11 protein-coding genes are annotated in these 12,718 nt (G+C 53.1%); 6 read left to right on the top strand and 5 right to left on the bottom strand.

Annotated elements, in window-relative coordinates; genetic code table 11:
- Window positions 1–3: 3 nt before the first annotated feature.
- The 3 genes from pqiA to rlmKL are packed head-to-tail and all read right to left on the bottom strand — an operon-like array spanning window position 4 to window position 5,295.
- Window positions 4–1,251 carry a membrane integrity-associated transporter subunit PqiA gene (gene pqiA / locus OGV93_RS04790; protein ID WP_016152477.1) on the bottom strand — a complete coding sequence of 416 codons (1,248 nt, stop codon included), beginning with the start codon at window positions 1,249–1,251 and terminating at the stop codon, window positions 4–6.
- Window positions 1,252–1,266: 15 nt separating this feature from the next.
- Window positions 1,267–3,174 carry an ABC transporter ATP-binding protein gene (locus OGV93_RS04795; protein ID WP_287088937.1) on the bottom strand — a complete coding sequence of 636 codons (1,908 nt, stop codon included), beginning with the start codon at window positions 3,172–3,174 and terminating at the stop codon, window positions 1,267–1,269.
- Window positions 3,175–3,186: 12 nt separating this feature from the next.
- Window positions 3,187–5,295 (bottom strand): bifunctional 23S rRNA (guanine(2069)-N(7))-methyltransferase RlmK/23S rRNA (guanine(2445)-N(2))-methyltransferase RlmL, encoded by a 2,109-nt coding sequence (rlmKL, locus tag OGV93_RS04800; RefSeq protein ID WP_016152475.1) that lies wholly within the window; start codon window positions 5,293–5,295, stop codon window positions 3,187–3,189.
- A gap of 98 nt (window positions 5,296–5,393) precedes the next feature.
- On the opposite strand from rlmKL, the gene OGV93_RS04805 reads away from it, so the two are divergent.
- Window positions 5,394–6,500: a YcbX family protein gene (locus OGV93_RS04805; protein WP_131405776.1), complete on the top strand. Its 1,107-nt coding sequence runs from the start codon at window positions 5,394–5,396 to the stop codon at window positions 6,498–6,500.
- Here the strand turns inward: OGV93_RS04805 and zapC are convergent.
- Window positions 6,497–7,039, bottom strand: a complete 543-nt coding sequence (gene zapC / locus OGV93_RS04810) for a cell division protein ZapC (RefSeq protein WP_016152473.1) — start codon at window positions 7,037–7,039, stop codon at window positions 6,497–6,499. The genes OGV93_RS04805 and zapC overlap by 4 nt on opposite strands.
- A 165-nt stretch (window positions 7,040–7,204) precedes the next feature.
- Window positions 7,205–8,215, bottom strand: coding sequence for a quinone-dependent dihydroorotate dehydrogenase (gene pyrD / locus OGV93_RS04815; RefSeq protein WP_016152472.1), 1,011 nt, complete (start codon window positions 8,213–8,215; stop codon window positions 7,205–7,207).
- A gap of 242 nt (window positions 8,216–8,457) precedes the next feature.
- On the opposite strand from pyrD, the gene ssuE reads away from it, so the two are divergent.
- Genes ssuE through ssuB form a run of 5 tightly spaced genes read left to right on the top strand, consistent with a single transcriptional unit; the run spans window position 8,458 to window position 12,709 of the window.
- Window positions 8,458–9,033: an NADPH-dependent FMN reductase gene (gene ssuE, locus OGV93_RS04820; protein WP_016156133.1), complete on the top strand. Its 576-nt coding sequence runs from the start codon at window positions 8,458–8,460 to the stop codon at window positions 9,031–9,033.
- Window positions 9,026–10,000 carry a sulfonate ABC transporter substrate-binding protein gene (locus tag OGV93_RS04825; protein ID WP_016156132.1) on the top strand — a complete coding sequence of 325 codons (975 nt, stop codon included), beginning with the start codon at window positions 9,026–9,028 and terminating at the stop codon, window positions 9,998–10,000. Before ssuE ends, OGV93_RS04825 begins: the two co-directional genes overlap by 8 nt.
- Window positions 9,997–11,142 carry an FMNH2-dependent alkanesulfonate monooxygenase gene (gene ssuD, locus OGV93_RS04830; RefSeq protein ID WP_094169071.1) on the top strand — a complete coding sequence of 382 codons (1,146 nt, stop codon included), beginning with the start codon at window positions 9,997–9,999 and terminating at the stop codon, window positions 11,140–11,142. The genes OGV93_RS04825 and ssuD overlap by 4 nt, the downstream gene beginning before the upstream one ends.
- A gap of 11 nt (window positions 11,143–11,153) precedes the next feature.
- Window positions 11,154–11,945, top strand: coding sequence for an aliphatic sulfonate ABC transporter permease SsuC (ssuC, locus tag OGV93_RS04835; protein ID WP_101699887.1), 792 nt, complete (start codon window positions 11,154–11,156; stop codon window positions 11,943–11,945).
- Window positions 11,942–12,709 (top strand): aliphatic sulfonates ABC transporter ATP-binding protein, encoded by a 768-nt coding sequence (gene ssuB / locus OGV93_RS04840; protein WP_200010056.1) that lies wholly within the window; start codon window positions 11,942–11,944, stop codon window positions 12,707–12,709. The genes ssuC and ssuB overlap by 4 nt, the downstream gene beginning before the upstream one ends.
- Window positions 12,710–12,718: the final 9 nt, after the last annotated feature.

Below are 12,718 nucleotides of genomic sequence, written 5' to 3' on the forward strand. Positions count from 1 at the left end.
CTGTCAGGACTCCTCATGATCTGGTTCACGGTCCCACGACAGACGGGGATCAAATGTCATCGCAGAAAACATTGTCATAATGACGACTAAAGCAAACATCAAAGCACCCATTGCAGGATAAATGTTCATTAACCCTCCCATGCGCACCAGCGCAGAGAGTACGGCAATTACAAAAACGTCGATCATTGACCAGCGACCGACAAATTCTACAACCTCGTAAATTAAATGCATTCGTTCACTGTCGCGTTTGCCGTGCCCTTTGGCATCCCAACACAGCCAGGCAATGGCGATCATTTTCAACGTCGGCACCATAATACTGGCGATAAAGATAACCGCAGCCACCGGGTAAGAGCCTTCGCTCCAGATTAAAACCACGCCCTCGAGTATCGTTGAAGGCAGCTTTGACCCGAGCAGATCGGTGATCATGATCGGCAGAATATTGGCAGGAAGATAAAGCATGATCGACGTAAACAGTAATGCCAATGTCCATTGCAGACTGTTTTTACGCCGCACATAACCTTTCGTCTGACAGCGTGGGCATACCAGCTCGTCTGCCGGAAGAATAGCGGTGCAGCAGGAACAGGAACGCAATCCTTGTCGGATGCCGGGCACACCAGGCTTTAATTCCTGCTTAATGGCTGGCATAGGGGCAATATCATCCCACAGCCAACGGCGATCCACACACTGAAAAGCCCGCAACTGGAGCATACAAAACATGCACCACGGGATGAAGCTGCTGCCCACACCGATATCGCCGTAGGCCATCAGCTTAACAAAGCTCACCAGCACGCCCGCGAGGAAAATTTCTGCCATTCCCCAGCTTTTTAACTGAAACAAAATACGCGCCAGCCATGTTTTAAGCCGCTCAGGCATATGAACCCGATTCACCAACAGCAAAATGGTCAACAAGCAAAAAGCGGGAACCAACTGAACGAATAAGATAAAGAAGGTACCGAGGCTGGCGTAATCTTCCGAAAAGAGAACGCTGGGAATTTGCAGCAGCGTCACTTCGCTGCTCACCCCCGCAACATTCATATTCACAAAGGGAAAGAGGTTTGACAAAAGCAGCATAAATAATGCTGCTAACACATAGGCGGTAGGACGCTGCCGTGGCGCGTCCCACTCAACCGTTAACGTAGTGCCACATCGTGGACATGCCGCTTTCTGACCATGCTCAAGGCGAGGTAACGCCACCAGCATGTCACACTGCGAGCACAGAATATGCTTCGCGGCATGGTGATGTTCGCACATATGTGCTCCTTTAAATTATGCGCCGTTCTTCAAAGACTCAAGATACTCCCAGCGCTCAAAGGCTTGCTCAAGTTCTTGTTCAGCTTCGTTCAGATTAGCTAATACCTGTTGCGTTTGCTCATGCGGCTGACTGAAAAAAGCGGCGTCAGCTACCTGAGCTTGTAATGCTTCCAGTTTAGCTTCCAGTTCTTCAAGCAGCGCGGGGAGCAGCTCCAGTTCGCGCTGCAGTTTATAGCTTAGTTTGCTCGTGCTGCGTTTGACAATTTCTGCTTTAGGAGCAACGGTTTCCTCTGTTTTTTTCGCAACTGGCTGTTTAAACGCCACATACTGCGATTGCTGGCTGCGGGCATCATGATAACCGCCGACATAACGACCAATTTTACCGCCGCCTTCGAAGATCCAGCATTCGGTTACGGTATTATCCACAAACTGACGGTCGTGGCTCACCAGCAGCACGGTGCCCTGGTAGCTATCAATCAGCTCTTCAAGCAGTTCCAGCGTTTCGACGTCCAGATCGTTCGTTGGTTCATCGAGAATCAAAAGATTACTGGGTTTGAGAAAAAGACGCGCCAGCAGTAGGCGATTGCGTTCCCCACCAGAGAGCGCACGTACTGGCGTCATCGCCCGTTTCGGATGGAACAGGAAATCCTGGAGGTAGCCCAGCACATGGCGAGGTTTACCGTTAACCAGCACCTCTTGCTTACCCTCAGCAAGGTTGTCCATCACAGTTTTATCCGGATCCAGTTCGGCGCGGTGCTGATCGAAATACGCCACTTCCAGCTTCGTGCCGACGTGAATGCGTCCGCTGTCAGCCTGAAGCTGACCTAACATCAGCTTCAGCAGCGTTGTTTTACCGCAGCCGTTAGGTCCAATTAGCGCAATCTTGTCGCTACGTTGCACCTGCGCGGAGAAATCTTTTACCAGTTGCTTTCCATCAACCTGGTAATCAACATCCTCCATTTCGAAGACAATCTTGCCAGAACGGCTCGCCTCTTCGACCTGCATCTTCGCCGTGCCCATCACTTCGCGACGTTCGCCACGCTCGCGACGCATGGCTTTCAGCGCCCGCACGCGGCCTTCATTACGGGTACGACGCGCTTTGATGCCCTGACGGATCCAGACTTCTTCCTGCGCCAGCTTGCGATCAAATTCCGCATTTTGGAGATCTTCCACCCGCAGCGCTTCTTCTTTATCCAGCAGATACTGATCGTAGTTCCCCGGATAGGTCACCAGCTTGCCGCGGTCGAGATCGACAATACGCGTCGCCATATTGCGAATAAATGAACGGTCGTGGGAAATGAAAATAATTGTCCCATTGAAGGATTTCAGGAACCCTTCCAGCCAGTCGATAGTTTCAATATCCAGGTGGTTAGTTGGTTCATCCAGCAGCAGTACGCGCGGGTTGCTCACTAACGCGCGGCCCAGCGCCGCCTTACGCAGCCAGCCGCCCGAAAGCGAAGAAAGCGCGGCGTTAGGATCCAGTCCCAGTTGCGCCAGCACTTCATTAATGCGGCTTTCGAGCTGCCACAGATTATGGTGATCGAGCATTTCCTGAACCCGCGCCATTTCATTCAGGTTTCTGTCGCTGGGATCGGTCATCACCAGGCGCGAAATATCGTGATAACGCTTCAGATATTCAGCCTGTTCCTCAATACCTTCGGCAACGAAGTCATAGACGCTGCCCTCAACATTACGCGGCGGATCCTGCTGCAGACGCGCCACAACCAGGTCCTGCTCATAAATAATACGCCCGTCGTCAAGACCCTGTTCACGGTTGAGGATCTTCATCAGCGTCGACTTACCTGCGCCATTACGGCCAACCAGACAGACGCGTTCGTTATCTTCGATATGCAGTTCTGCATTATCAAGAAGCGGCGCATCGCTGAACGACAGCCATGCACCATGCATACTGATCAATGACATTTATTTATCCTTTCAGGCTGCGGTAATCAGCCAGCAATTGTGGATCTGGCGGTTACGGGCAAAATCCTGGGAAAGCGTTTTTTGGGTGATTTCTTGTGCTTTTAATCCCAGTTCAGCCAGACCGTCGAGATCCATACGGAACCCACGCTTGTTGTTGGAGAACATGATCGTGCCGTCTTTACGCAGCAGACGTTTCAGATCTTTCATCAGCGCCAGATGATCGCGCTGTACATCAAAAGAGTCTTCCATACGTTTTGAGTTAGAGAACGTCGGCGGATCGATGAAAATCAGATCAAACTGTTCATTGGCATCGCGCAGCCAGCCCAGGCAATCAGCCTGAATTAAACGGTGAGCGCGACCACTCAGGCCGTTCAGGCGCAGGTTACGCTCAGCCCACTCCAGGTAGGTACGCGACATATCAACCGTCGTGGTGCTACGCGCACCGCCCAGTCCGGCATGAACGCTGGCACTGCCGGTGTAGGAGAACAGGTTAAGGAAATCCTTACCTTTACTCATCTGGCCCAGCATACGGCGCGCAATACGGTGATCGAGGAACAAACCGGTATCAAGATAGTCTGTCAGGTTGACCCACAGGCGCGCGTTGTACTCGCTTACCTCAATGAATTCACCCTTCTCATTCATCTTCTGATACTGGTTCTTCCCTTTCTGGCGCTCACGGGTTTTCAGCACCAGTTTATTTGGCGCGATTTCCAGGACCGACAGCGTTGCGGCAATGATATCGAACAGACGTTGACGTGCTTTTTGCGCATCGACCGTCTTCGGCGGAGCGTATTCCTGAACCACGACCCACTCACCGTAACGGTCCACTGCAACGTTGTATTCCGGCAGGTCAGCATCATACAGGCGATAGCATTCAATTCCTTCCTGACGCGCCCATTTTTCCAGCTTCTTGATATTCTTGCGCAGGCGGTTGGCATAATCTTCCGCGACCGTGGCTGGCTTGCTGTCCGCAGTGGTCTCTGCAACGTGATAGTTTTTCTGTACGCAATCCAGCGGACCGTTTTTCGCTTTGAACTGCTTGTCAGCACGCAATTGCAGGCTGCTGAGCAAATCCGGAGATGCGCTGAACAGCGACAAATTCCAGCCGCCAAATTGGTTTTTCATCGTACGGCCCAGCAAGCTATGCAGGGCAATCAGCGCCGGTTCGCTATCCAGACGTTCGCCGTAGGGCGGGTTACTGATCACCGTACCATACGGTCCCTTCGGCAGTGGATTACTCAGTTTGGCGACATCTTTAACGTCAAATGTCATCAGATCGGCAATACCTGCGCGGCGGGCGTTACTACGCGCTTTTTCAATCACCCGCGCATCGCTGTCGGAGCCATAGAAGTGCGAAGTATAGTCAGCAAGCCCCTTACGCGCACGCACCTGAGCTTCGGCTTTAACCTCTTGCCAGACGGCTTCATCGTGCTGTGCCCAACCGCTAAAGCCCCAGTACCCGCGATGCAGGCCCGGCGCGCGATCGGTTGCCCACATCGCCGCTTCAATCAGCAGCGTGCCGGAGCCGCACATCGGATCGAGTAACGGTGTGCCCGGCTGCCAGCCAGAACGCATAACAATAGCGGCGGCCAGCGTCTCTTTAATCGGCGCCTGACCCGCGCGATCGCGATAACCGCGCTGATGCAAACCGTCACCGCTCAGATCGAGCGCAATGCTGGCGGTATCTTTGTTCAACCAGACATTGATTCGCAGATCCGGAGATTCACGATCCACATTCGGACGCGGCAGATTTTTGCGGGTAAAGGCATCGACAATCGCATCCTTGACCTTCAGCGCGCCGTACTGGCTGTTACGAATGGTCTCGTTCAGGCCGCTAAAATGGACGGCAAACGTAGCACCAGGATTAAATATCTCTGTCCAGTCGATTGCCTGAACGCCGAGGTACAGATCAAGATCGCTGTAGACCTTGCACTCTCCCATCGGCAGGATAATGCGCGAGGCCAGGCGGCTCCACATCAGGCTCTGGTAAACAAGCCGCGTGTCGCCCTTAAAATGGACCCCACCCTGAACGACCTGACACTCCAGCGCGCCGAGGTTTTCCAGTTCAGTTTTTAACAGCTCTTCCAGCCCGCGGGCCGTACTGGCAAACAGAGAATTCATAATGTCACTTTTACTCCTAGAAAATTGCTGCGCATTATAGCTAATATGGGCTGTATGTCATAAAGTTGAAGGCTTATTTTCGTTCAAGGGGCTGTGCAGTGGTAACGTTGACCCGACTTTTTATTCATCCGGTTAAATCAATGCGTGGAATTGGACTCACGCACGCCCTGGCAGACGTGAGCGGTCTCGCCCTGGATCGTATATTTATGATTACCGAACCCGACGGGACGTTCATTACCGCCCGACAGTTCCCGCAAATGGTCCGCTTTACCCCTTCCCCTTTCCACGATGGACTTCATCTCACGGCTCCAGACGGCAGCAGCGCGCTCGTGCGATTCGCAGACTTCGCCACCCAGGATGCGCCGACTGAAGTGTGGGGAAACCATTTTACCGCGCGTATTGCGCCAGCGGCTATCAACCTGTGGCTGAGCGGCTTTTTCTCCCGTGACGTGCAGTTGCGCTGGGTGGGTCCGCAACTGACACGCCGGGTGAAGCGCCACGCTGATGTTCCTTTGTCCTTCGCCGATGGTTATCCCTACCTGCTGGCCAACGAAGCATCTCTGCGCGATGTGCAACAGCGCTGTCCGGCAAGCGTCAAAATGGAACAGTTTCGCCCCAATCTGGTAGTTTCGGGGGCTGACGCCTGGGCAGAAGACACCTGGAAAGTGATTCGCATTGGCGACGTCATTTTTGATGTGGCAAAACCCTGTAGCCGCTGCATTTTCACTACCGTTAGTCCAGAAAAAGGCCAGAAACATCCGTCTGGCGAGCCGCTCGCCACGCTGCAAACCTTCCGGACAGCGGTGGATAACGGCGACGTTGATTTCGGCCAGAATCTTATCGCACGCAACAGTGGCGTTATTCGCGTCGGCGATGAGGTAGAGATTTTGGCAACCGGTCCCGCCAGAGCTTACGGTGCGACGGAGTCAGACGATACAGCACTGGAACAACAGCCCGATGCCACGGTACTTATTGACTGGCAGGGACAGACCTTTCGCGGAAATAATCAGCAGGTATTGCTTGAACAGCTGGAAAACCAGGGTATCAGGGTGCCCTATTCATGCCGGGCAGGAATTTGCGGATGCTGTCGAATTCGACTGTTGGAAGGCGAAGTTAGTCCGCTGAAAAAATCAGCGATTGGGGATGACGGGACGATTCTGTGCTGCAGTTGCGTTCCCAAAACGACAATCAGGCTGGAGAGTTAAACCGCCTGTTCAAGGCTGAAACTGTCGGCAATAACCTGCGGTTTCAGTCGGTCATTCATTATTTTAATCGCGTCGCCAAGTTGCATTGTTCGCCCGGCAATAACCACACCAGGTTGTGCAAGCAGACAAAGCGCGGCATTTTCACCCGGTTCAACCACTAACAGGTTTACCTGTTCATCGGTATCGCTTAAATCCACACAAGCAGCATCCCCCACGACTGGCGACCAGTTAATACCGTGTGCGACAAAGTGCCAGCTTTTTGGCATTTGCGGTTTAAGGTAACGAATCGCTACCAGCGCATTAAGCACCAGTTCCGCCTTTTGCTCTTTGGCTAAATCCAGGTAGCGACATTTTTCTTCAAAGGAAAAATAAAGCGCGGCGTCATCAACACAAAAACCCGACGGAGAAAAAGCATCCGGAGTGAGCATTTTACGAGCAAAACGCGAACGGAATAACATGCCATTGGCTAAATCGAGCATCATACGATCGTGCTCTTCATCATAATACCAGCGCCAGTTATCGTCGGGTTTAATTCGCATCAGTTTCTCTCCTTTCCTTAATCATCACCATTACGACAGTATCCTTTTGCCGCTTCGTTTATTGCCTTAATAATAAAAGCTCAGAATGTTTAAATAAGCAACAGTAAAGGAATATAAAACAACCAGGGCCAGAAATAAAGCCCTGGATTGTGATTAAGGTAGCATTCAGATATTGGTGACGATTTCTTTAATCAACGGTGGGCCTTTAAAAATAAAGCCCGAATAAATCTGTACCAGGGAAGCACCGGCAGCTATTTTCTCACGCGCCGCGATTACTGAGTCGATACCACCAACCCCAATAATCGGCAACTGACCTTTTAATTCCTGAGACAACTGGCGAATAATTTCTGTACTTTTTAATTGTAACGGTCGACCGCTGAGGCCGCCCATTTGATCGCAATTTTTCATTCCCTGAACGAGAGAACGATCGAGAGTGGTGTTAGTCGCAATTACGCCATCAATATTATGACGAACTAAACTGTCAGCAACCTGGATCAGTTCTTCCACAGAAAGATCCGGGGCGATCTTAACCGCCACTGGAACATATTTATGGTGGATCGCTTGCAGATCATTTTGCTTATTTTTAATTGCCGTCAGAAGATCATCCAGCGCCTCACCATATTGCAGCGTACGTAATCCCGGCGTATTCGGTGAAGAGATATTAATCGCGATATAACCAGCATAAGCATAGACTTTTTCCATACAAATCAGATAGTCATCTTTGCCGTTCTCTACCGGAGTATCTTTATTCTTACCAATATTAATCCCCAGAATACCGTCAAAATGCGATTTTTTGACGTTCTCAACCAGGTTATCAACCCCCAGGTTATTAAACCCCATGCGGTTGATCAAACCTTCTGCATCGACCAGACGAAACAGACGTGGTTTATCATTACCCGGCTGAGGACGCGGCGTCACGGTACCAATCTCAATGGAACCAAATCCCATCGCGCCGAGCGCATCAATGCACTCCCCGTCTTTATCCAGTCCGGCAGCAAGCCCGAGTGGATTTTTAAACGTCAGCCCCATACAGGTAACCGGTTTTGCGGGTACTTTCTGGCGGACAAGCGCTTCGAGCGGCGTGCCGGTAATGCGACGTAATTGCTGGAATGTCAATTCATGAGCGCGCTCTGGATCGAGCTGGAAAAGGGCTTTACGAACGAAGGGGTAGTACATGAACTCTCCTGGATTCCCGGTGTGCAAACCGGGGGCGTATTATGTGCGATCGCGAGCAAAAAGGGAATTGACCTGCGGCAATAAATAGCAATCGTTTTCCTGCTTCCTCCTTTTTATTCATTTTTCAACTTTTCTATCCCGTATAAATCATTTCGATAAACAAAGTCTCTCTGCCAGACTGCACAAATTGTTATCAATGTTAATCAAAAGCAAACAATTGGTTATAAGGGGAGAATGAAATTATGCGCGTCATCACTCTGGCGGGAAGCCCACGCTTTCCCTCTCGCTCCAGCGCGTTACTGGAATATGCCCGAGAAAAATTGAACGGCCAGGATGTCGAAGTCTTTCACTGGAACCTGCACAACTTTGCCCCGGAAGACCTGATCTATGCCCGTTTTGACAGTCCGGCACTGAAAACATTTATCGAACAACTGCAGGATGCTGACGGGCTGATTGTCGCAACGCCGGTCTACAAAGCCGCTTACTCTGGCGCACTGAAAACGCTGCTCGATCTGCTCCCCGAGCGGGCGCTGGAAGGAAAAGTGGTTTTGCCGCTGGCGACCGGCGGCAGCGTGGCGCATTTACTGGCCGTCGATTACGCGCTGAAACCGGTGCTGAGCGCGTTAAAGGCTCAGGAGATCCTGCACGGCGTGTTTGCCGATGATTCGCAGGTCATCGATTATCAGCATAAACCGCAGTTTACGCCCAACCTGCAGCAGCGCCTGGACAGTGCGCTCGACACTTTCTGGCTGGCGTTGCATCGTCGCGATGTCCAACTCCCGCAACTGAACGCCCTGCGAGGTGCCGCCCATGCTTAATCTGCTCAAGCGTCACACCCCATGGCTGGCATTAACCGGGCTGCTGTCCCTGTCATCCTTGGCGCATGCCGCAGAATCGGCTCCGGATGCCCTGCGCATTGGCTACCAGAAAGGAAGCGTCAGCATGGTGCTGGCAAAAAGTCATCAGCTACTGGAGAAACGCTACCCACAGACCAAAATCTCGTGGATTGAGTTCCCGGCTGGACCGCAAATGCTGGAAGCCCTCAATATCGGCAGTATCGATCTCGGCAGTACCGGTGACATTCCGCCAATTTTCGCCCAGGCCGCCGGAGCCGATCTGGTTTATGTGGGCGTCGAACCCCCCAAACCGAAAGCCGAAGTGATTCTGGTGCCGAAAAATAGCCCGATCCAGAGCGTTGCGCAGCTCAAAGGACATAAAGTCGCCTTCCAGAAAGGTTCCAGCGCCCACAATTTACTGCTCCGGGCGCTGCAACAGGCAGGGTTGAAATTTACCGATATTCAACCGACTTATCTGACCCCCGCCGATGCGCGAGCGGCCTTCCAGCAAGGAAACGTCGATGCGTGGGCTATCTGGGATCCTTACTATTCGGCCGCATTACTGCAAGGTGATGTGCGCGTGCTGAAAGACGGCTCAGACCTCAAGCAGACCGGTTCGTTTTATCTCGCTGCACGTCCTTATGCCGAAAAAAATAGCGCTTTTGTTCTTGGCGTACTGGATACCTTTAGCCAGGCGGATGCGTTAACTCTCAGCCAACGCCAGCAAAGCATTACTCTGCTGGCTAAAACCATGGGCCTGCCCGAGCCGGTAATTGCGTCTTATCTGGATCACCGTCCGCCAACCACCATTACGCCCGTCAGCGCCTCTGTTGCCGCCCTACAACAACAAACCGCGGATCTGTTTTATGACAACCGTCTGGTGCCGAAAAAAATCGATATTCGCCAGCGTATCTGGCAACCCACTCAGCAGGCAGGAGAAAAATTATGAGTCTGAACATGTTCTGGTTTTTACCCACCCACGGTGACGGTCATTATCTGGGGACGGAAGAAGGTTCGCGCCCGGTCGATCACGGTTATTTGCAACAAATTGCGCAAACAGCCGATCGTCTGGGATTTACTGGCGTTCTGATCCCAACCGGTCGCTCCTGTGAAGATGCCTGGCTGGTCGCCGCGTCGATGATCCCAGTCACCCAGCGATTAAAGTTTCTGGTCGCGCTTCGTCCAAGCGTAACCTCGCCGACGGTCGCCGCCCGCCAGGCCGCGACGCTCGACAGACTCTCTAACGGCCGGGCGTTATTCAACCTGGTAACTGGCAGCGATCCACAGGAGCTGGCGGGTGACGGCGTGTTCCTTGATCACACCGAGCGCTATGAAGCCTCTGCTGAATTCACTCAGGTCTGGCGGCGTTTGCTGCAAGGTGAAACCGTGGATTTCAACGGCAAACACATTCATGTCCGGGGCGCGAAACTGTTTTTCCCTCCTGTACAACAACCCCGGCCACCGCTTTATTTCGGCGGTTCGTCTGATATTGCACAAGATCTTGCTGCCGAACAGGTTGATCTCTATCTGACCTGGGGCGAGCCGCCTGAACAGGTGAAAGAGAAGATTGAACAGGTGCGGGCCAAAGCGGCGGCGCTCGGGCGCAAGATCCGCTTTGGTATTCGTCTGCATGTGATCGTCCGGGAGACAACGCAAGAGGCGTGGCAGGCAGCGGATCGTCTGATAGCCCATCTGGATGACGACACCATTGCCAAAGCCCAGGCCGCCTTCTCAAGAACGGATTCGGTTGGTCAGCAGCGAATGGCTGCACTGCACAACGGTAAACGCGACAAACTAGAAATCAGCCCGAACTTGTGGGCAGGAGTAGGACTGGTGCGCGGTGGCGCGGGTACCGCGCTGGTCGGAGATGGTCCGACGGTCGCGGCGCGTATCAACGAGTATGCCGCACTGGGAATCGACAGTTTTGTGTTGTCCGGGTATCCACATCTGGAAGAGGCATACAAGGTTGGCGAGCTGCTGTTCCCACATCTGGATGTCGCTATACCAGAAATTCCACAGCCGCAGCGCCAGCATCAACAAGGTGAAGCGGTGGCAAACGAATTTATCCCACGCAAAATCGCGCAAAGCTAAGGAGCCTGCTGATGGCAACGCCGAAAAACAGGTGGTTACTGCGCCTCGCGCCCTGGTTTTTACCGGTTGGGTTGGTCGCGCTCTGGCAGCTCGCATCATCAATGGGCTGGTTGTCCACCCGCATCCTGCCCTCTCCGGAGGGCGTTGTCGAAGCCTTCTGGACGCTTTCCGCCAGCGGCGAGCTTTGGCAGCATCTGGCGATCAGCTCCTGGCGCGCGCTGGTAGGCTTCTCCATCGGCGGATCGATTGGCCTGACGCTGGGACTGATTAGCGGTCTTTCGCGGTGGGGAGAACGCCTGCTGGATACTTCGGTGCAGATGCTGCGTAACGTGCCGCATCTGGCACTGATCCCACTGGTGATTTTGTGGTTCGGCATTGATGAATCCGCCAAGATCTTTCTCGTCGCGCTGGGCACGCTTTTTCCGATTTACATCAACACCTGGCATGGGATCCGCAATATCGATCGCGCTCTGGTAGAGATGGCTCGCAGCTATGGGTTGTCTGGTTTTTCACTATTTATTCATGTGATCCTCCCCGGCGCCCTGCCCTCGATTATGGTTGGCGTGCGTTTTGCTCTCGGGCTGATGTGGTTAACGCTTATTGTCGCGGAAACCATTTCAGCCAATGCCGGCATTGGTTACCTGGCAATGAACGCCCGCGAATTTCTGCAAACCGATGTGGTCGTGGTGGCCATTATTCTCTACGCCCTGCTCGGCAAACTTGCCGACGTCAGCGCCCAATGGCTGGAGCGGATCTGGCTGCGCTGGAACCCGGCTTACCATGTGAAGGAGGCTACCGTATGAATACCGCTCGCCTGAACCAAGGCACGCCGCTTTTACTGAGTGCCGTGACGAAACAATACGCCGCCAATACGGTGCTCAATCAGTTAGATTTGCACATTCAGGCCGGACAGTTTGTTGCCGTGGTTGGCCGCAGCGGAGGAGGTAAAAGCACGTTGCTGCGTCTGCTGGCTGGGCTGGAGTCTCCCACCTCAGGTGCATTACTTGCCGGAACCACCCCGCTGGCAGAAATTCAGGAGGATACGCGAATGATGTTTCAGGATGCGCGTCTGCTGCCCTGGAAGACGGTTATCGATAATGTGGGTCTGGGTCTGAAAGGTCACTGGCGCGATGCGGCCCGGGACGCGCTGGCCGCAGTTGGGCTGGAGAATCGTGCTCAGGAATGGCCTGCTGCCCTGTCCGGTGGACAAAAACAGCGCGTGGCCCTGGCGCGGGCATTAATTCATCGTCCCGGTCTGCTGTTGCTGGATGAACCCCTCGGTGCGCTGGATGCCTTAACCCGCCTTGAAATGCAGGAGCTGATTGTCTCTTTATGGCAAGAGCACGGCTTTACCGTACTGCTGGTCACCCATGACGTCAGTGAAGCGGTGGCAATGGCCGATCGCGTGTTGCTTATTGAAGATGGAAAAATCGGACTGGATTTAACGGTGGATATTGCGCGACCACGCCGGATTGGTTCGGTGCGTCTGGCAGAGCTGGAAGCAGAAGTGTTGAACCGGGTAATGCAGCGTAGCGAAACGGAACAGCTGATCCGCCGGCATGGATAAGCATTCAGA

Origin of the sequence: Citrobacter sp. Cb031 (genome assembly GCF_030336725.1) — a bacterium.
GTDB classification, from domain to species: Bacteria; Pseudomonadota; Gammaproteobacteria; order Enterobacterales; family Enterobacteriaceae; genus Citrobacter; species Citrobacter braakii.